The sequence below is a fragment of the Subsaximicrobium wynnwilliamsii genome (assembly GCF_007997225.1).
In the GTDB taxonomy this organism is placed as follows: Bacteria; Bacteroidota; Bacteroidia; order Flavobacteriales; family Flavobacteriaceae; genus Psychroserpens; species Psychroserpens wynnwilliamsii.
The window spans coordinates 1-19,197 of record NZ_VORM01000028.1 but is presented as its reverse complement, the minus strand read 5'-3'; the positions used below and the strand labels follow the sequence as shown (position 1 = coordinate 19,197).

The following is a 19,197-nucleotide window of genomic DNA, read 5'->3' as shown; positions in this document are numbered from 1 at the left end:
GTTTAATTTTAAGTGGCGACATCTTTCAATAAGTCTGGAGAAATGCTTCTGTTTTCAGCATTATGAATCACAGATACATCGCCAGTGCTCTCAAAAATAACCGCCTTAACATCTTTGAAATCATGCACATTGGCCTCGCGTAACTTCGCGATCAAGTCATCCTCGCCAACATTGCAGGCCTTAAGTTTGTCATGAAGAATCTTACCTTGCCACATGATGATTTGTGGTTTGTTGGTAAATAGCTTTTTGAAACTGGGCACCTTGCGAACCAAAAATGAAAAAAGTGTTTGAAACGCAATAATTGTTGCCAAGGCCAATGTGCCTTTAAATAAGGAGTAGTCTTTGTTTAAAATAATCGAAGCCAGAATAGAGCCTATGGCAATTGTGGAGGCAAAGTCAAAACTAGACATTTTCGCAAATGTTCTCAATCCGAAAACTCTCGTGATCACGATGATGATGGTAAAAATCCCTATAACGGATAGAATTAAATACAATGCGTCCAAAAATGTCATGAGCTGTATGTTTTGAATTGTCAAAATTATCTCAAAGCCGTGATAAAATACTGCTCTAATCAATGAATTACTAGCTTTTTCAACACTGTCTTTTAGAGTAAGACCAGTTTCAGCACCGCTCCCGATTATTTTTTTTGAATCAGTTTCTCATGCAAAAGCGCTACAAACTTAGGCGAGCATTTGATAAGTTTGTATTTGAATCTAGTCTCATAAAAAAGTTGAAATAATGCCCGTTTATTCAGTTGTGCTTTGCATCCTTTTTCCGCCACTCGCGGTATATTTGAATAAGGGTTCGGGCCGGGCTCTTGTTTTCAGTATTGTTTTGACATTATTGCTCTGGTTTCCGGGCATGATACACGCGCTTATCACAACCGACAATTGAACAATCGATAGACCTCTCTGTGGTAAGTAGCGATTTAGATCAGCACTTTTTAGATCAGCCTCATAAAGCTGGGTTAGATCGTTCAGCTTCTTTGGAAACAGTTATGAAAAATGGCGATTGTTATCCTAAAATCTGCAAATATTCCTTAATTTTTACTCGTGATTGGCCTGGCTTCAGTTGAAAAGGATGAAACCAGTTGCTCCGCATTCAGAAACAAAAATTTTAAAAACCAATATCTTATGAAATCAGTATGGAACGGTAGTATCAGTTTTGGCCTTATCTCAATTCCCATTAAAATGTATTCGGCTACGGAAAGCAGGCGTTTGGATCTGGACATGCTAGATAAACACGACCATGCGAGGATTAGGTACAAAAGAGTGAACGAAGACACGGGAAAGGAAGTGGAGTGGAAGGATATCGTGAAAGGTTTCAAAAAGGATGAATCTTACGTGATCCTCGAAAAAGAGGATTTTGAAAATGCGAATAATAAAAAAAGCAAAACGATCGACATCGAAGAATTTGTTGAAGAAACGGAAGTTGCAGATATGTTATTCAAGAAGCCGTATTACCTCGAAGCTCAAAAAGAGGGTACCAAAGCCTATAACCTTTTGAGGGATGCCCTAAAAAAAACAGGCAAGTTGGGAGTCGCCACTTTCGTGATGCGTCAAAAGGAAAATTTAGCACTTATTGGGGTTTATAAAAATGTTATTGTTCTGCATGTGATTCGTTTTGCTGAAGAGATTCGTGACGCCAAGGAAATCAAACTGTCCAAGACAAAAACATCGGATAAGGAAATCAAAATGGCCGAAAGCCTTATCGAAAATTATACTGAAAAATTTGATTTCAAAAAGTATAAAGACATTTACAATAAACAGCTCATGAAGATCATTGAATCCAAATCTACGGGTAAAACAGTAAAAGTAAAACAGGAAAAAGCAGAACCTACCGCTGCCAAAGACTTAATGGCAAAACTGAAAGCCAGTCTCGAACAGCACAAAAAGAAAGCCTCTTAAAATGAGCTTAAGTGATTACCGCAGAAAACGAAATTTTGATGACACGCCAGAACCCAGAGACGAAGAAAGCACAGAGAATGGGTTCAGGTTTGTGATTCAACGGCATCGCGCCAGCCATTTGCACTACGATTTGAGATTGGAGTTGGAGGGCGTGCTTAAAAGTTGGGCCATCCCAAAAGGACCTTCCATGAATCCAAATGACAAACGATTGGCCATCCATACCGAAGATCATCCAGTCGCCTATCTGCATTTTGAGGGCGTGATCCCAAAAGGAAACTATGGAGCAGGAGTGATGCATATTTGGGATGAAGGCCACTACAAAAATCATAACGAGAAAGAACGGTTATCAAATGCTTATGCCGCTGGTAAATTGAAAATTACCTTAATCGGCTCAAAGCTAAGAGGTATTTTTACTTTAGTGCGCTCATCGTCAAAAAATAGAGAGAACCAATGGTTGCTCATAAAACACCAAGATGAATTTGCCACAGCGCTCCAATACGATGCAGAGAATTTCATTGATGAAACCTACTTAAAAAATAAAACTCAAGACGCTGCAAATTTGAGCCTTAACAGTTTGGTCAACCCCATGTTGGCGTCTCCAGGAAAGACCATTTTCAATGATAAAAATTGGATTTACGAATTGAAGTACGACGGCTACCGGGCGCTCGCCAATTTACAGCATTCAAAAATTACGCTTTACACCCGTAATGGCATCAGCCTCAATCAAAAATTCAAAAGCATTGCGACCGATTTGGCAACTATTGAGCACAACGCCATTTTAGACGGCGAAATTGTGCTTTTGAATAAAGCGGGCATTCCGCAATTTTCGGCTTTGCAAAATTACGATCCGCTTACTTCGGAAGGCAGCCTGGTTTATTACGTATTCGATCTGCTGCATCTCAACGGGCATGACACCATCACTTTGCCTTTGTTGGATCGTAAACAACTGCTGAAGGAACTGCTTCCAAAATCAAATCACGTCTTTTATTGTGAGCATGTGGAAGCCATGGGAACGGCCATTTATAAAAAAGCGGTTGATATGGGTATGGAAGGTATTATTGCCAAAAAGGGAAATTCAGAATATGATCTCAATAATCGCTCTCCCAACTGGTTGAAATTTAAAAAATTTGAAAGTACAGAGGCCATAATCTGTGGCTATACTTTATCCAAAAGCGCAGGCAGAGCTTTTGGAGCCTTAATTTTAGGCATGATCAATACAGATGGATTGGTTTATGTGGGCACCTGTGGCTCGGGTTTTTCTGAGGAACAACTTAAACACCTGCATAACAAATTTGAATTGCTGGTTCGGGATGAACCCGTATTCAAGATCGCCAAACATCTAAAAGGAAGAACGGCGGTTTGGTTGCGTCCGAAATTGCTCTGCGAAGTCAAATTTGCTGAATGGACCAGTGCAAATGTCATGCGGCATCCTGTCTTTTTAAGGTTACGTGAAGATAAGATGTTGGACGTGGACGCTCAAACTGAATCGGCATTGGACCAAATTTCAGATTCAAAAAAAGTAAGCTCTGAATTCACGCTGGATGTGGATGCCCGATCCCTAAACATAAGCCATGTGGACAAGTTGTATTGGCCATCCCTGCCCAAAACCAAATATGACCTTTTGGATTACTACATTAAAATGGCACCTTATATCCTTCCGTTTTTAAAAAACCGCCCTGAAAGTTTGCTGCGTCATCCCAATGGTGTCAGTCACGAGCCATTCTATCAAAAGGATGCCAGTGATTTTCCGTCGTGGATTGAAAAAACCCACATCATTTCCAAATCTGGGGAAAAGGGAATTGACTATGCGCTATGTCAGGATAAAGCCAGTTTACTATTTTTAAACAATTTGGGATGTATCGAAATGCATCCGTGGCACTCCACCATTTTTCAGTTGGATAAGCCCGATTATGCCATAATTGATTTAGATCCTTCAGAAGAAAACAGTTTTGAAGAAGTCATAGAAACCGCTTTAGTGGCGCATGACATTCTCAAATCGGCAAAAATCAAAAGTTTTTGCAAGACCTCAGGGGCATCTGGCTTGCATATTTATGTGCCCATGGGCGGACTTTATAATTACGAGCAGGCGCGGGATTTTATAAAATTGGTTTGCCTCTGTATCCAACAAAGATTGCCAACATTGACCACCATGGAACGGTCGCTTAAAAAACGGGGATCTAAGATCTATCTTGATTATTTGCAAAATCGCAAGGGGCAAACCATTATTGCGGCTTATAGTTTGAGAGCGAAACCATTGGCAACCGTCTCAACGCCGTTAAATTGGGAGGAAGTCAAAACGGGTTTAAAGGTTGAACAATTTACAATAGACAGCGTGCCGAAACGAATGCTTAAAAACAAGGACGTCTTTCTAGGAATTCTAGAAGAAGGCATTGCAATGGGCGAGGCGATTGATGCTTTAAATACTGGTTTTTGAATGCTTGTTGACTGTTAAGAATCGAGATTATGGTTATCGGCAGGCAGGCGCTGCGCTTTTAGAATCAATCCCGAAAAATTCTGGGAAAGCCTTAATTGTAAGGCCATGTAATGTACTAAACCAAATAAGGACTAACACGCCATAGTTTTCTTGAAGCAGACTGAAAGTCGATTGAACTCGAAAAATTCGTGGTAAAATTTTTAGAAGCTGAAGCGAGATGCACTAAATTACATAGTTTTAACGCTAATTGTAACCGATAAAATTTCACAGCATTTACAGATAACAAACTTCAAATTGAATATAAAAACCACCTAAAGATGATTCATTCCATTTTTTTTAGCAGCGACACCTCAAATCTATTGGATAAGTTGTTCGCAACAACATCAAAAACCCTAATTCTCATTGCGGTATCAACCTTGGGAATTTATAGTGTTATTATACTATACACACGACTATTTGGGAAGCGCAGCTTTTCAAAAATATCCAGTTTTGACTTTGCAATGACGGTTGCTGTGGGATCCATGACCGCCACCGTTATATTATCAGATTCGGTTAGTTTTTTGGAGGGGGCAACTGGTCTGGCTTCAATTTACGCCTTTCAACTTTTGGCTGCCATTATGCGGCGGTACAAATGGTTCAGAAAACTCATCGATAACCAACCCACCCTGTTGATGGATGGCAGGAACATATTAACGGAAAATATGAAAGCGGTAAGGGTTACGGAAGGTGATTTGAGATCGAAATTACGCGAGTCAAATGTTACCGCATTGTCTCAAGTGAAAGCGGTTATATTTGAAACAACCGGCAATATTGTAGTGCTCCATAACAGCGGTAATGACGAGATTGAAGATTGGCTGCTCAAAGATGTGCAACGGTAATTGTAGATGCATCACAAAATCACTTCTTTGAGCTATATTTCAATGCTTTAGAACAAAAATTCTGTTTTTTATTAGATTACTTTTAGGGAATCACGAATCAATAAATCAATAAATCATGGATAATCAAAATCAGAAGCATAAAGATCGTAAAGACCACAAGAAAAACAATCAAAAGCAGAACCAAGAGGCCAATCGCGATTTGGAAAGTCGTTGGAATGAAATTGAAAGTAATTATCGCCGACGTCATCCCAATGTGACCGATGAAGATGTGGACTATGAGAAAGGAGAATTTGACAGTATGACCAATCGTGTTGCCAAAAGTACCAACCGCAGTCGTGACCAAATAAATGAGGACATTGGCAACTGGCATTTAGAGAATGATAAAAACAACAACTATTGAGTTTTTGGTAGATTGATTATTTGTATAGTTCATGCATTGGGCTGAGCCACATCCAAAAAAAAACAGAGGAGTTCTTATGTGTTTGAATGCCTGAGATTTATTAGGGATCTTCAATTTAGCAACGGGTTTCAACAGTTTTGACCAACGCTCACAATTAGATACAAAAAAACCCGAACAGGTCGGGTTTTATTCATTTCATTTACTATCTAGAATCAATCTATGGCCTCACGGTTTAAGCGTTGTTCAGCCATTTTATTTAGCTTGTCGTCTGCTCCATATTCTTCATCCAAAGTTTTCTTCAGTTTTTTGGCAATTTCCTTGTGTCCCAATTCTTTGGCGTATCTAATGGCGGTGCCATAACCTGAAATTTCATAGTGCTCAATACGTTGAGCCTCGGCAATCAAACCCGCATTGGTAACATCGTCATCTTTCTTTTCCTTGATGAACCCCTCGGCTTCCTTGACCAAGCCTTCCATGGCTTTACAGGTTTCGCCTTTAGGATCGATGTCCAATGCTTTGCATACCTCTTCAAGTCGCGTTTTTTGCTGCTTTGTTTCCTCAAGATGGTCTTCAAAAGCTTTTTTCAATTTTGAATCTTTTGCATGTTTGACCATTTTAGGAATGGCTTCGATTAGTTGTGTCTCTGCACTATACAAATCCTTTAATTGGTGCTCAAATAAATCTTCTAAGGTTTTCATATCTATTTATTTAATGGTTTTAAATTGATTATAAATTTAACTGTTTACTAAATTTGAAAGGTGTGCAAAACGACTAAAATCGATTGCAAAAAAAAGGAGATTTCCAGGAGCTTTATAGTTTCGCCTCTGCATTCTGTTTTGGCTTTTTTGAAGACCTGCCGATGAGTTCCTAGATATGAGGAGCAACAGTTTTTAGGATTGTACTTTGCCATTTGCGATCGATTTTTTGCTAAGTACTCTTCTATCGCATTCGATACATAATTAATTGACATCTGAGGAAATAGCCAGGATGATTTCAAGAACAAGATCAAAACAGGGCAAGAATCAAAGCTACCGCCAAACCTAAAGTCATTACCTGCAGTTATAAAGGCTTAGAGATACTGAAACCTAAAATCGCACTCATTACAATTGGTGGTAGTGGTATCGGTAGGAGTGTGGCAGTCTTTTTTGTCAAGGAAGTGTGCAGCTGCTTTGACAGTCCATAATACGGCGGTTGAAAAAAATCAAACCACCCAATCTTTGGTAGAAAAATAAGGTTTAAAGTATTTGCTCATCAAAAGTTACCTTTTACATAAATCGAGTTTGAACACTGATTCTAACAAAGTCCTTAAACTAAAAGCGCAGCATAATCTAGTGATATCAATACTATTGCAAAACGGCATAGAGGTTTAAAGTGTTGAAGGCTAGAATCTAAAATGTTGCCTTTAGTAATCTAAAAATTAAGCAGTAACAGCCACCTTGATTTTTTGTTTGTAAGATTTTGGGGTGCATTTAAAATGCCTTTTGAAAATCTTACAAAAATAGCTTCGGCTGGTCCATCCAATGCTATACACGATTTCTGAGATATTGAGATCGGTGGTCTTGATCAATTCTTCAGCCTTAACCAAACGAATATAAGTGATGAAATTGGCAACGGTACGATTGTGCATGTCTTTGAAGCCCTGCTGCAATTTGGCTACCGTGAGGCCAGAGCTCATGCATAAGTCTTCTATGGTATATTGGTTTTCTGGGGCTTCAATGATTTGGTCGCTTAATTTTTGGATGTGCTGAAGCTCTTTCAAAGACAGCATGCTTACCACTTTTGGCTTTTTCAAAGCCTCCATATAATCACCAAGTTTTAAACTCATGACCATATAAATGTAGCTGGCCGCCATTAAATTATTGCTCAATGATTCTTTGTCCAATTTTAGGAGTTTCCTAATGTAGTCGCAAATCTGTAAATTGGCAGCGCCAATATACACAAAGCGCTGCTGCTTATTCAGTCCCTTAAACGATTGTTCCAATTGATGATAAAGTCCATTTTTTTCAGGATGTTTCGATTTGATCATTTTCAGAAGGCACAGATTATGAGCATCTCCAGACTGAAACTGAAGCCTGGCAGTTCTTGTGTTTTTATCATAAAGTACTGCGCTTTGAAACGGCTTTAGGCTGGACTTCTCGCCATTTTCAAACGAAATCAACAAACTGCTTTCAAGGTTGTAGACAAAATACATGCATTCCTGTCCTTGTTCATTCAATTTAAGTTCGCATTGTTCCTCGGCGTCAAAGCATAGTTCCATCAATACAATATTGTGCGAGATGTTATAGGACTGTACTTTAGATCTTACAGAATAATCAAAAGGGCTCATCTGTGACAAATTAGAATGTGAAAGAGGATGTTCCATGGTTGAGGGTTTTAGATGTTGGATTTCAAATGGTTGATCAAAATATTAAGCGCTAATACAATTCCAAATATGAGGAGTACGAGCTGTATTAAGAAGCCAATAAAAAAATCAAAGAATAAAATGATATAACTTGTAATGAACAGGCCTATGTATATAAAAACGGTATTGGCCTTGATTTTCATCCTACTGGGATTTGCTAAATTTGATGCCATAAATATGTGATATTATATATGTTAGGGTAAAACTAGCTTTTTTAATCAAGCGCCCATGGCGTTTTTGAATGGAGAATTGACGCATTTCGATAACAATAGCTTTTGTGTCGATTGCGTCAAAGCGATTTTTGGTTTTTGAGGGAGTGTTTTTATCTATGAAATGCGTATAAAGACCAAAGCTTGTCTATACAAGTCTAATAAATTGATGTGACCTACACCACTTGCCAATCCTTTCATGAGATTGCGAAAACCCAATGTTTAATATCGCTGTAGCTACAATTGCCACTATTATCAATGGCGCTGAGTCCTCCTTCAAATATTTTGAATTTTACAGCATATCGAAGTTGATGATGTGAAAATTCTAGAGTTGCCTTAGTGTGTTTATTGAAATTTCAGTGGTTTTTGAAATAGCGTAATCACATTGCTTTATTTTCACAATCATGATGGTTCTCTGTTATTTTTTTAAAACAACTATTTGATTCAATAGAACAAATGTGGATTTCAAAAAATGCTCAATTTTGACCTTGTAACCTTGGGCTATACAATCTTCGCTTAATTCAAAAGCCTAGCGGTTTAACCGTTACTAACAAAATACACAGCAATCATGAGTAAAACATCTAACGACAAGAACAAGAAAACTGCGGACCTCAAAAAGTTTGAAAAAGATTATGAGAACAAGACCCTTACCACCAATCAGGGCTTGAAAGTCAACGACACCAATAATTCTCTCAAGTCTGGCGAACGAGGTTCCACGCTCTTAGAGGACTTTTTACTGAGGGAAAAGATTAGCAGTTTTGATCATGAGCGCATTCCAGAGCGTATCGTGCACGCAAGGGGTAGCGGTGCACACGGTTATTTTGAGCTTTATGATAGTATTGAGCAATACAGCAAGGCAGGTATTTTTACAGATACCACAAGAAAAACACCAGTGTTTGCCCGGTTCTCAACCGTGGCAGGTTCTAAAGGCTCTACCGATCTTGCAAGGGACGTTCGAGGTTTTGCTGTAAAATTTTACACTGAAGAAGGTACTTGGGATTTGGTGGGCAATAATATGCCAATATTTTTCATTCAAGATGCCATCAAATTTCCAGATTTAATACATGCGGTCAAGCCTGAACCGAATAAGGAAATCCCGCAAGCAGCTTCTGCGCATGACACCTTTTACGATTTTGTTTCACGTACCACAGAAACAATGCACAATCAAATATGGTTGATGAGTGATCGGGCAATCCCGCGTAGTTTGAGAATGATGGAGGGTTTTGGAATCCATACCTTCAGACTCATAAATGACAAAGGCGAATCCCATTTTGTGAAATTTCATTGGAAACCAAAGTTGGGTGTGCATTCCGTGACTTGGGATGAAGCCGTCAAGATAAGTGGTGCCGATAGTGATTTTCACCGTCGCGACCTTTGGGATGCCATAGAAAGTGGGCAGTTTCCTGAATGGGAATTGGGCATTCAAATTGTGCCACAGGAAGACGAACATAAATTTGATTTCGATTTGCTGGATCCCACCAAGCTCATTCCTGAGGAAATGGTTCCTGTACAACTTATAGGCAAAATGACTTTAAATCGCAATCCTGAGAACTTTTTTGCGGAAACTGAGCAGGTGGCCTTTTTACCTGGACACATTGTACCAGGGATCGATTTTACCAACGATCCATTGCTTCAAGGCCGATTGTTTTCATATCGGGATACGCAATTGTCGCGATTGGGAAGCCCTAATTTTCATCAAATTCCCATAAATCGACCTGTTGTTGATGTGCATAACAATCAACGTGATGCTCAAATGCAAATGGAGATACCTAAAGGTCAGACCGCCTATTTCCCGAACAGTTTGGGTGGTGGCTGCCCGCATCTTGCCAAAATGGAAGAAGGTGCCTTCCACAGTTATGAAGAGCGCATCGACGCTAAAAAAATTAGGGGAAGAAGCGCCAGTTTTAGTGACCATTTTTCGCAACCGGCACTCTTTTATCAAAGTCTTGCCAAATGGGAACAGGAACACCTGAAAGAAGCCTACATCTTTGAATTGGGAAAATGCACACACCAACACATTCAAGAGCGCATGTTGTACATCATCGATAAGATCAATAAAGATCTTGCGAAAAAAGTTGCCAAAGGCTTGGGCATTGCTATTCCGAAATCCATCGAGGAGCCGCTCAATCAAGCCATTGGAGCAGATGCTGATGTGGCTAAATTTCAGCCATCAAAAAAGATTCACTATTTGGATGATGCTCCAACCTTGAGCCAGGCAAATACCAAATTTGATAGTATTGCCACACGTCAAATCGCAGTTTTGGTGGGCGATGGATTCTCAATGAGCGATTTCAAGAAAATGACCGCTGTTCTGAAAAATGAAGCAGCCGTGATAAAAATCATCGCGCCTCATGGTGGTCAAATCAAATGCGACGAAGGGATGGAGCACAAGGTTGATGCCTCAATCGCCACGACTGAAAGTGTGTTGTACGATGCTATTTATATTCCGGGTGGGAAGGCCTCCATTGATGCTTTAATGAAAGAGAAAAAGTTCATCAAGTTCATCAATGAAGCCTTTAAACATTGTAAGGCCATTGCGGTTGATCATGAAGCCAAACAGTTATTGGAAGAAACTTATGTGCTGGATTTCGAGGAGGACGAAGCCATTTTTATCGATGCAAAGCCTCAGGATTTCAAAAAGGCCATCGCTAAACATCGCAACTGGAATCGGATGGAAAATGCTAAAAAAATCCCTGTTTGATTCCATTTTCACCGTCTATCAATTTAGCACTTTATGCTTTAGTAGACATAGTTTCTTCTATCGCTCAAAATGCGAAGGAAGACATTGCATTGCAAAAAAAGAGAACAGTGATTTAAGCAAAGTATCCTCAGCAAATTGCAGCACCTGCAGCTTGGTGCATGGTTGTGATTGTACTCTCATTTAGTGATAGTACAAGGTTGGGAACTTGGATTGTTTGATGCAAATAGAAACCTTTTTCAAATAAGCCCCCAGTAAGTGCATGGCGGAATAATAGCTGACGGACTATGAAATTGCACTTTTGATCTTATTTAATAAATTATAAGAGTACAACACTACAGAATATTAAACAGTTATGAAAATTGAAAATGAGCAAGATATCGAAAAAGAATTTCGAGAATTTATAATTAAGCAAAAGCATCCATGCATTATGGCAAATACAGTTTTTAAACTGAAAAAATATCATTTGAAAATCTATGAGGATATAACTTCTAATGAGATTATTACACCCATCTTAAAGGATATTAGTGAGTATTTGGAACATTATGATTTCAACTCGAATGAATTTGAATCGTTGATGGTATGTTTTAAAACCAATAACTTTGACTGCGAAAAGGCGTTCGAAACTGCCTTATGGACATTTTTGCAAAAATTACATAATGCTGATGATGTGGGGTGGGATAACCGTGTAAGTAATGATTCTGGGAGTCCGCACTTTAGTTTCAGTTTAAAGGGCACTGCGTTTTATATTGTAGGAATGCATCCAAACAGTTCCAGAATAGCTAGAAGAGCCCCATATTGTACAATCGTTTTTAATATGCATTGGCAATTTGAAAAATTAAGAGAGATGGGTACTTACCAAACTGTGAAAAAACGAATTCGAAGTCGGGACAAAAAATTGCAAGGTAGCATCAATCCAGTGTTAAGGGATTTTGGATCAGATTCTGAAGCGAGACAGTATAGCGGCAGAACTATTGAAGCAGACTGGAGCTGCCCTTTTCATCTTAAAAATTAAGGTTTATGAGTACGGCAAAAATAATAGAGCCTCAAACGGGAGCAGCATTCAAAATGAATAAGGGTGACATCCTTACAGTAATAGATCCTATGGGTCAGCAAGTAAGCGATATGGTTCTTTTTAACAGTGATGATCAAAGGGAAAAGATTTCAGCAGGGAAAACCATGGATTTTGAGGAATGCATTCTGTTGACAGAAGGTAATTTTTTGTGGAGTAATAGATCCCACAAAATGATGGAAATTATAGAAGATACCAACGGAAGAAATGATATTCTTTTGGCACCATGCAGTGCAGAAACTTTCAGAATAATGTACAAGAATCCAGAGGAACACCCTAGCTGCCTAACGAATTTGCATCAAAACCTAGAAAGCTACGGAATTGATATGGATGCCATTCCCACGGCATTCAACATTTTTATGAATGTTCAATTCAGTGCATTGGGAAAATTGAAGGTTTTGCCTCCAACTTCTAAAGCTGGTGACTTGGTTCGATTCAAAGCTCATATGGACTTGATTGTGGGCTTGACAGCATGCTCGGCGGAAGACAGCAACGCTGGTACGTTTAAACCGATTCATTTTTTAGTGACTAAGGAACAGGCAACTACAACTCGCTAACAATTATCAATTTAAACACATTTTATGAAACGAATTTTAATGGTAATGACCTCGCACCAAGATTTGATGAATACAGACAGCAAAACCGGCTTATGGATTGGTGAATTTGCAGATCCCTATTATGAGTTTATAGATCAAGGCTACGAGATTGTGCTCGCCAGCCCTTTAGGTGGGAAACCTCCCATTGATCCTTTGAGTAAGTTGACCGAGAATATCACAGCCTCAAACAGGCGATTTACTGAAGATGAAGTTGCCAAAAAAGCATTGAGCGAGACACGATTGCTAGAGGAGGTTGAAGCATCAGAGTTTGATGCGGTATTCTTTCCTGGTGGTCATGGCCCCCTATTTGATTTGGCCAATAGTGATATCTGTGGTCAGTTAATTTTGGATTTTTATAAACAGAAAAAACCCATTGCGGCGGTTTGCCATGGACCAGCCGCGTTGATTAAGGCTGTAGAATTGGAGCCTGCGATATTGAAAGGTAAACGTGTTACAGGATTTTCAGATGCTGAGGAGAAATTGGTTTTTAGAGAAAACAACATCCCATTTACCGTTGAAAACAGACTGGTTTGGCTGGGTGGTGACTATCATAATGCCGTAATTCCTTTTTCATCCCATGTAGAACAAGATGGATTGCTAATCACAGGTCAAAACCCGCTTTCGGCTGTGCCTGCAGCAAAAACGCTGATAGAACTGTTGGAAGCACGAACGGATTCTTGATTAAAAAAAAATGAAATGACCTTGATTACTTTTTTAGTGGCATGGTTTATCGCTACTGTGGGCATGACACTTTTTAGCGCTGTTTGGAGCCGCATGAGCAAAAATCAATTTAGAGAACCAGCATTGCTTTCGCTAATTATTGCTTCAAATTCAAATAACGACTCAATAGCTGTAAACGCCTACAAAATAGGTTGGTTGTCCCATATTCTTTTAGGTGCAGTCTTTTTGGGAGTTTATGAAATACTATGGCTTTTTACTGGTTTAGAGCGAAACTTTTTGTGGGCTTTCTTATTTGGCTCTGGTTTGGGAGTTCTAGGCATTGTTGGTTGGATGTTTATGTTCAAAACCATTCGTGATGAATTTGAGTTCAACTATCTTCATTATTATGTGCATTTGTATTTTGCCCATCTGGTTTTCAGTTTTTTGGCCTTGCTGTCTTACTTTTGGTTTCAATAGCAGCATGAAAAAGACCCCTTCAAATTACTTTCAGACGTTTTTCGTGTCAGCAGGATTTTACTGATATATTAAATTTTCATCCGCATTGGAGTTCATAATTTCATGGACTTTTGATTATCAATTCATCATTTTTGAGATTTCGGGCAAGGTAACAATGTATTTCCTTTACTTCAGCCTCTATTTGTTGCCCGTTAAGCTTTCTTGGTTTGATGGCTGTAATCCTTTATTAATCATGTCACACCCATAAAATGTGAAATAGTTAAGGCATGAAACGTTTAAATCCTAAGCTTTTTTTTTGCCTTCATCCTTAAAAATTACTTTAGGTCAAAAAACCTTTATGCTATGCTTAGAAAATACAATCCATAGCATCGCTTACTAAACCAGAAGAGGTAGTTACGCAAATTACAGTAATTAGGCAATAATGGATATTAATTATTGGTTCAGAGCATAAGAGCCGTCCTTAGGAAGTCACCATTTTATTCCTGTTTAACGGGTTTAGGGATGCAATTTTCAGCAATAAGAACACTCAGTCGCTAAAGCAGAATTAATTTGTACAGGCTGTTAGCCAATGAGCAGAGGCATTAAGCAATGTTACGTAGATATCAAACCTTATCGACTACGACTTTATAACTAGGGTCTTCCAAAACATTGACGTCAATGATTTTATCGGCATTTCTCAGTAAATTTTTACAATCAGAACTTAGATGTCTCAAGTGCACTTTTTTGTTCAGTTTAGAGTAGCGTTCGGTTAGTTTATTCAGTGCTTCAATAGCCGACATATCAACAACCCGGCTTTCTTTAAAATCAATGATGATTTCTTCAGGGTCGTTAAGCACATCAAATTTTTCATTGAACAGCGTAACCGAACCAAAAAACAGTGGTCCATATATTTCATAATGCTTTATGCCTTGGTCATCAATTGATTTTCTTGCACGAATACGTTTTGCGTTATCCCAGGCAAAAACCAATGCAGCTATAATGACCCCAACAATGACAGCCAAAGCCAAATTGTGTAGCACAACAGTTACCAGAGTTACAACAACCATCACGAAAATGTCTGATTTAGGCATTTTGTTAAACGTTTTCAAACTAGCCCATTCAAACGTTCCAACAGCAACCATAATCATCAAGCCCGTAAGTGCAGCCATTGGCAATTGTTCAATGAGACCAGCACCAAACATCACAAATAATAGTAATGCCACAGATGCAACTATACCAGAAAGTCGCGCCCTCGCCCCATTGGAAACATTGATAAGACTTTGACCTAACATGGCACAGCCACCCATTCCAGAAAATACACCAGACAACATATTGGCAACACCTTGAGCTACGGCTTCCTTGTTTCCTCTACCTCGGGTCTCTGTGATTTCGTCAATTATGTTTAGGGTTAACAAACTCTCAATCAATCCCACACCAGCCATAATCGCTGCGTAAGGAAATATCAAAGCCAGAGTTTCAAAATTGAACGGCACATTTGGTATATGGAATGGTGGAAAACCTCCTTGTATGGAGGCGATATCGCCAACCGTTTTAGTGTCAATCCCAAACCCGACCACAATTGCGAAAATTGCTAAAATTGCAACCAGTGAAGAGGGTATGGCTTTTGTAAGCTTCGGCAATCCCCAAATGATGAGCATTGTTAAAAGTACCAAACCAAGCAGTATGTATAGCGATTGACCTGTTAACCAACTACCTGAAGCATCTTTGAACTGGTCAAGTTGCGACATAAAAATGATGATTGCCAAACCATTCACAAAGCCAAAAATCACAGGATGCGGCACCAAGCGCATCAGCTTTCCTAATCTCAACACACCGGCTAAAATTTGAATGATACCTGCCAATATTACAGTGGCAAATATATATTCAGGACCGTGAGAAATTGCCAAGGCAACAATGACTACGGCAACGGCGCCGGTAGCACCAGAAATCATTCCGGGGCGTCCACCAAAAATTGAGGTAATCAATCCCATAACAAACGCTGCATAAAGCCCTGTTAATGGAGATAAACCTGCTATTAATGCGAATGCTACTGCCTCAGGAATTAAAGCTAAAGCCACAGTTAGGCCAGATAAAACTTCTGTCTTATAATTTACTTTTTGTTTAAAATCGAATAAGTTCAAATATTTTTTCATAATAATAGCATTTCAAATGGATTGCCATTTGATAAAATAGGTTTTAATAAATTGATGAGTAAGCTTCCTATAAAAGGTAAGCATGAGCGCGCAGTAGATTTCAGGGCGGAGTAAGCGCAGGGAGATTGAAACTGTATGTTGTGATTGTATTCGCCATTTTGAGAAGTTGCAAAAGTAACACAATTTCTGAATAAAAAAGCCAGTGGTTGGTAACGTCGATGAAAACACATTGGTGGAAGTGCTCAAACAAGATGAGATTTGATCATCTATGATCAGTTAAAAAACTGAAAGTCAGCTCTTGCAATTGCGATGCTTTTCATAAAGTAGACCGATGTAGAATTAGAATCCAGCTTTCTGCTTCCAAAACGCTAATGTTGTTTGGAGCGTCGCATAGCATTCAATACGATCCTGTCGATAGGCTTTCACAACTCATGCTTCATCTTCGCTTTTTATCTTAACGGATGTCAATAGATTCTGGAAAAGCTGTAAGGTGGCAATTTTATTCTCTCGAAACCCATAGAGTGCACAAACAATGGTGTTTTTTTGTTCAGGGATTTTCAGCTCATAAATTGAGCATACAGAATCTCTGTTTGAAAAAATTTTAAGCAAATGGTAAGTTCTATAACTGGTTTTAAGAATATCAATATAATTTGAACCGCCTTTTTCTATACCCAGTAAGCTCTGATATAAAAAATTGGGATGTAAACTTCTCTTGGCTGCTTTAAAATTACGGTCGTTTAAGGCATCTTGAAAAAACAAGACTTTCTCTTCTAAGTCATTTATAGTTTTCATAGTCCTTATAATTAATTTGGGCAAGCCTGCTGCTTTGACGTTTCGTATTGAGTCATTAAGCAACATAGATTGGCTTTAGTTGCAACAACAATGTTTTTATCCCTTTTAAGCATATACGGTTTTCTTTGCGAAAAGTTTTCCATACCACTTGTTTAGTGATTGTGGCATTCTAAGCCCAAGTTAATGAAGAACCTAAGCGTCTCTTAACGCTAAGCTTATTATTTTTTGCTTTAAACGAATTATTAAAAACCCAATCATCAAGACTTCAAAAATTGGCGTTATTTCCAACTAAGGCATGCACTTTAAAGCTGTGATTCGCAAAAACCAATTTGAGCTGTGTAGAGTGCACTGATAATTTATAAGGATAATATTAAATTTTTTTGAGTCATGCATTCCATATACCGCTGCGTATATTATTTGGTACAATTAAACCAATAACTATTAACTTAAAATCAATTTTATGAAAAACGTCTCTACACATTTAAACTACGCCAAAAACAGAATCTCAAGGATTTCTTGGGGAGGTGTTTTGGCAGGTGCCTTGACGGCGATCACCATTTCTTTTCTACTCAATTTACTGGGATTGGGCCTAGGGCTTAATTCCATTGATCCATTGACCGAGGCACAGCCTTTTTCAGGCTTGGGCATTGGCACCATCGTATGGTGGGTCTTATCCAACTTAGCTGCATTGTTTGTTGGTGGTTTAATAGCGGCAAGAGCGGCTGGATTGCCAAGCGGAGCCGATGGTGGCATCCACGGTTTCCTGGCCTGGGGAGCTTATCTGTTGGTATCCATTTTTATTGTGACTTCAATCACTGGAAGTATTTTTAGTGGCATGGGCTCACTGGTATCTTCGGTTTTTGGCGGCGATAGTGCCAAAGAGGTGGTCGTAAATATGAAGAAAGCGCAAGATGCAACCCAATCAGGAACCGACACTACCATTCAAGGTGTGAAGGATGAAATCTACCAAATTTTGGAAACTGCTCAAGAATATAACCTTATTCCTGAAGGCAGCAAATCTGAAGTGAAAGCGGAATACAACGAAGCCAAAGCCGAAACTCAAAAAGCGATCAAAGAGCTGGATTTGAAAGACGCGCTAACTGATTTTGTCAATGATGTCTCAGTGAATCTTGATAGAAACGGGGATTTGGATATTTCTGTGGAAGGCAATCAAGAATATATTGACAAGGAAACATTGAAAGATTATTTGACTGAAAACACCGCGCTTTCAGATGAAGAAATCAACGGTGTGATCACTAAGTGGGAAACCAAGATTGATAAGGCGATCACCGAAATTGAAGAGACCTATGCAGAAGCCAAAGAGCAAGCATTGAAAGCTAGCGAAGAGGTGTCTGATGCTCTAGGCACTGCCAGTATTTATCTATTTTTCATGCTATTATTGGGTGCACTCGCTGCCTTTTTTGGAGGAGCCACCGGAGCGCCAAAATTGGGCGTCATCGAAGAGCGCAACCAAGATTTGCAGGATGAGCAACACATGTAAATTCAATTTTTAATTATTAACTATAATAAAATTTAAACTATGTCAATACTAACAATAATTCTCAGTATTTTATTACCACCTTTAGCAGTCTTCATGAAAAAAGGATTGGGTGGTGCATTTTTTCTAAATATCTTATTAACCTTGATAGGCTGGATACCGGGGGTGATTCACGCGTTCATCGTTAATGATTGATTTAGGCTAACAATCCATTTTTATAATATTCGACGTAGACAGTCAAGAAAGACTGTTTACGTCGATTTTTTTTGTGAATACATTTGAGGTTTTCAAACGCTGAATTTTGGGTCTTGAAAAATTTGGAAATTTGTTTGTTCAAGGCTTTGGGGAAACAAATCTGCGAAGATCTGCGCAATCCGCGGGAAACAAACCGAAACGCATGGGAAATAGTTCCCGCAGATATCACAGATTGACGCAGAAAAGTACACCTGCTTATTTTATCAGAAAGCAAAAATTTGCGAAGATCTGCGTAATCCGAGGGATATAAACCGAAACGCATGGGAAATAGCTCCCGCAGATGTCGCAGATTGACGCAGAAAAAACACCTACTTATCCTGCTTATCATTATAATGGATAAAAAACGGCGCTAGATGCTGCGCTAAAAAGGCATGAAAGCTGTTGAGACGACACGCAATTGAGCTATTCAATTGTACATTCGTGATGTGTCAGAAAGAACAAATCTGCGAAGATCTGCGCAATCCGAGGGACATAAACCGAAACGTATGGGAAATAGTTCCCGCAGATATCGCAGATTGGCGCAGAAAAGTACACCTGCTTATTTTATCAGAAAGCAAAAATCTGCGAAGATCTGCGCAATCTAAGGGAAACCAACTGAAGCGCATGAATAATGCTCCCGCAGATATCGCAGATTGACGCAGAAAAAACACCTACTTATCCTGCTTATCATTATAAGGGATAAAAAACGGCGCTAGATGCTGCGCTAAAAAGGCATGAAAGCTGTTGAGACGACACGCAATTGAGCTATTCAATTGTACATTCGTGATGTGTCAGAAAGAACAAATCTG

The 19,197-nt window shown here is 39.1% G+C and carries 18 protein-coding genes; 12 read left to right on the top strand and 6 right to left on the bottom strand.

Going from position 1 to position 19,197, the window contains the following annotated elements; genetic code table 11:
- Positions 1-8: 8 nt before the first annotated feature.
- Positions 9-512: a DUF421 domain-containing protein gene (locus ESY88_RS17545; protein WP_147085873.1), complete on the bottom strand. Its 504-nt coding sequence runs from the start codon at positions 510-512 to the stop codon at positions 9-11.
- A 226-nt stretch (positions 513-738) separates the two neighbouring features.
- Between ESY88_RS17545 and ESY88_RS17540 the strand changes: the two genes are divergently transcribed.
- The 5 genes from ESY88_RS17540 to ESY88_RS17520 all read left to right on the top strand — a co-directional run bounded on the left by ESY88_RS17540 (position 739) and on the right by ESY88_RS17520 (position 5,619).
- Complete coding sequence (locus ESY88_RS17540; protein ID WP_147085872.1) at positions 739-894, top strand: YqaE/Pmp3 family membrane protein; 156 nt, start codon at positions 739-741, stop codon at positions 892-894.
- A 239-nt stretch (positions 895-1,133) separates the two neighbouring features.
- Entirely contained in the window at positions 1,134-1,907 is a 774-nt protein-coding gene (gene ku, locus ESY88_RS17535; RefSeq protein WP_147085871.1) for a non-homologous end joining protein Ku, read from the top strand.
- Between the two features lies 1 nt (position 1,908).
- Entirely contained in the window at positions 1,909-4,341 is a 2,433-nt protein-coding gene (gene ligD, locus ESY88_RS17530; RefSeq protein ID WP_147085870.1) for a DNA ligase D, read from the top strand.
- A 317-nt stretch (positions 4,342-4,658) separates the two neighbouring features.
- A complete protein-coding gene (locus ESY88_RS17525) occupies positions 4,659-5,219 on the top strand; it encodes a DUF421 domain-containing protein (RefSeq protein WP_147085869.1) in 561 nt (186 codons plus the stop codon).
- Positions 5,220-5,334: 115 nt separating this feature from the next.
- Entirely contained in the window at positions 5,335-5,619 is a 285-nt protein-coding gene (locus ESY88_RS17520) for a hypothetical protein (RefSeq protein ID WP_147085868.1), read from the top strand.
- Between the two features lie 212 nt (positions 5,620-5,831).
- On the opposite strand, the gene ESY88_RS17515 is transcribed toward ESY88_RS17520, so the two are convergent.
- The 3 genes from ESY88_RS17515 to ESY88_RS17505 form a co-directional block, all read right to left on the bottom strand.
- Positions 5,832-6,317, bottom strand: a complete 486-nt coding sequence (locus tag ESY88_RS17515) for a YciE/YciF ferroxidase family protein (RefSeq protein ID WP_147085867.1) — start codon at positions 6,315-6,317, stop codon at positions 5,832-5,834.
- 719 nt (positions 6,318-7,036) lie between these two features.
- A complete protein-coding gene (locus tag ESY88_RS17510) occupies positions 7,037-7,981 on the bottom strand; it encodes a helix-turn-helix domain-containing protein (protein WP_147085866.1) in 945 nt (314 codons plus the stop codon).
- Positions 7,982-7,992: 11 nt separating this feature from the next.
- Positions 7,993-8,193: a hypothetical protein gene (locus tag ESY88_RS17505; protein WP_147085865.1), complete on the bottom strand. Its 201-nt coding sequence runs from the start codon at positions 8,191-8,193 to the stop codon at positions 7,993-7,995.
- Positions 8,194-8,797: 604 nt separating this feature from the next.
- On the opposite strand from ESY88_RS17505, the gene ESY88_RS17500 reads away from it, so the two are divergent.
- The 5 genes from ESY88_RS17500 to ESY88_RS17480 all read left to right on the top strand — a co-directional run bounded on the left by ESY88_RS17500 (position 8,798) and on the right by ESY88_RS17480 (position 13,732).
- Positions 8,798-10,930, top strand: a complete 2,133-nt coding sequence (locus tag ESY88_RS17500) for a catalase (protein ID WP_147085864.1) — start codon at positions 8,798-8,800, stop codon at positions 10,928-10,930.
- A 352-nt stretch (positions 10,931-11,282) separates the two neighbouring features.
- Positions 11,283-11,942 carry a guanitoxin biosynthesis heme-dependent pre-guanitoxin N-hydroxylase GntA gene (gntA, locus tag ESY88_RS17495; RefSeq protein WP_147085863.1) on the top strand — a complete coding sequence of 220 codons (660 nt, stop codon included), beginning with the start codon at positions 11,283-11,285 and terminating at the stop codon, positions 11,940-11,942.
- A 5-nt stretch (positions 11,943-11,947) separates the two neighbouring features.
- A complete protein-coding gene (locus ESY88_RS17490; RefSeq protein ID WP_147085862.1) occupies positions 11,948-12,556 on the top strand; it encodes a DUF1989 domain-containing protein in 609 nt (202 codons plus the stop codon).
- Between the two features lie 24 nt (positions 12,557-12,580).
- On the top strand, positions 12,581-13,276 hold the full coding sequence (locus ESY88_RS17485; protein ID WP_223270875.1) for a type 1 glutamine amidotransferase domain-containing protein: 696 nt from the start codon (positions 12,581-12,583) through the stop codon (positions 13,274-13,276).
- Positions 13,277-13,291: 15 nt separating this feature from the next.
- A complete protein-coding gene (locus ESY88_RS17480; protein WP_147085861.1) occupies positions 13,292-13,732 on the top strand; it encodes a hypothetical protein in 441 nt (146 codons plus the stop codon).
- A gap of 602 nt (positions 13,733-14,334) precedes the next feature.
- On the opposite strand, the gene ESY88_RS17475 is transcribed toward ESY88_RS17480, so the two are convergent.
- Together ESY88_RS17475 and ESY88_RS17470 are read right to left on the bottom strand one after the other, a co-directional pair.
- Positions 14,335-15,864, bottom strand: a complete 1,530-nt coding sequence (locus ESY88_RS17475; RefSeq protein WP_147085860.1) for a SulP family inorganic anion transporter — start codon at positions 15,862-15,864, stop codon at positions 14,335-14,337.
- 429 nt (positions 15,865-16,293) lie between these two features.
- Entirely contained in the window at positions 16,294-16,656 is a 363-nt protein-coding gene (locus tag ESY88_RS17470; RefSeq protein WP_147085859.1) for a hypothetical protein, read from the bottom strand.
- A gap of 460 nt (positions 16,657-17,116) precedes the next feature.
- Between ESY88_RS17470 and ESY88_RS17465 the strand changes: the two genes are divergently transcribed.
- The gene (locus tag ESY88_RS17465; RefSeq protein WP_147085858.1) at positions 17,117-18,157 is read left to right on the top strand and encodes a hypothetical protein; all 1,041 of its coding nucleotides are present in this window, start codon (positions 17,117-17,119) and stop codon (positions 18,155-18,157) included.
- A gap of 39 nt (positions 18,158-18,196) precedes the next feature.
- The gene (locus ESY88_RS17460) at positions 18,197-18,349 is read left to right on the top strand and encodes a YqaE/Pmp3 family membrane protein (protein ID WP_147085857.1); all 153 of its coding nucleotides are present in this window, start codon (positions 18,197-18,199) and stop codon (positions 18,347-18,349) included.
- Positions 18,350-19,197: the final 848 nt, after the last annotated feature.

Excerpts from the sequence above, each read along its gene's own strand:
- ESY88_RS17545 (WP_147085873.1), bottom strand. The coding sequence starts at position 512 with ATGACATTTTTGGACGCATTGTATTTAATTCTATCCGTTATAGGGATT.
- ESY88_RS17540 (WP_147085872.1), top strand. The coding sequence starts at position 739 with ATGCCCGTTTATTCAGTTGTGCTTTGCATCCTTTTTCCGCCACTCGCG.
- ku (WP_147085871.1), top strand. The coding sequence starts at position 1,134 with ATGAAATCAGTATGGAACGGTAGTATCAGTTTTGGCCTTATCTCAATT.
- ligD (WP_147085870.1), top strand. The coding sequence starts at position 1,909 with ATGAGCTTAAGTGATTACCGCAGAAAACGAAATTTTGATGACACGCCA.
- ESY88_RS17525 (WP_147085869.1), top strand. The coding sequence starts at position 4,659 with ATGATTCATTCCATTTTTTTTAGCAGCGACACCTCAAATCTATTGGAT.
- ESY88_RS17520 (WP_147085868.1), top strand. The coding sequence starts at position 5,335 with ATGGATAATCAAAATCAGAAGCATAAAGATCGTAAAGACCACAAGAAA.
- ESY88_RS17515 (WP_147085867.1), bottom strand. The coding sequence starts at position 6,317 with ATGAAAACCTTAGAAGATTTATTTGAGCACCAATTAAAGGATTTGTAT.
- ESY88_RS17510 (WP_147085866.1), bottom strand. The coding sequence starts at position 7,981 with ATGGAACATCCTCTTTCACATTCTAATTTGTCACAGATGAGCCCTTTT.
- ESY88_RS17505 (WP_147085865.1), bottom strand. The coding sequence starts at position 8,193 with ATGGCATCAAATTTAGCAAATCCCAGTAGGATGAAAATCAAGGCCAAT.
- ESY88_RS17500 (WP_147085864.1), top strand. The coding sequence starts at position 8,798 with ATGAGTAAAACATCTAACGACAAGAACAAGAAAACTGCGGACCTCAAA.
- gntA (WP_147085863.1), top strand. The coding sequence starts at position 11,283 with ATGAAAATTGAAAATGAGCAAGATATCGAAAAAGAATTTCGAGAATTT.
- ESY88_RS17490 (WP_147085862.1), top strand. The coding sequence starts at position 11,948 with ATGAGTACGGCAAAAATAATAGAGCCTCAAACGGGAGCAGCATTCAAA.
- ESY88_RS17485 (WP_223270875.1), top strand. The coding sequence starts at position 12,581 with ATGAAACGAATTTTAATGGTAATGACCTCGCACCAAGATTTGATGAAT.
- ESY88_RS17480 (WP_147085861.1), top strand. The coding sequence starts at position 13,292 with ATGACCTTGATTACTTTTTTAGTGGCATGGTTTATCGCTACTGTGGGC.
- ESY88_RS17475 (WP_147085860.1), bottom strand. The coding sequence starts at position 15,864 with ATGAAAAAATATTTGAACTTATTCGATTTTAAACAAAAAGTAAATTAT.
- ESY88_RS17470 (WP_147085859.1), bottom strand. The coding sequence starts at position 16,656 with ATGAAAACTATAAATGACTTAGAAGAGAAAGTCTTGTTTTTTCAAGAT.
- ESY88_RS17465 (WP_147085858.1), top strand. The coding sequence starts at position 17,117 with ATGAAAAACGTCTCTACACATTTAAACTACGCCAAAAACAGAATCTCA.
- ESY88_RS17460 (WP_147085857.1), top strand. The coding sequence starts at position 18,197 with ATGTCAATACTAACAATAATTCTCAGTATTTTATTACCACCTTTAGCA.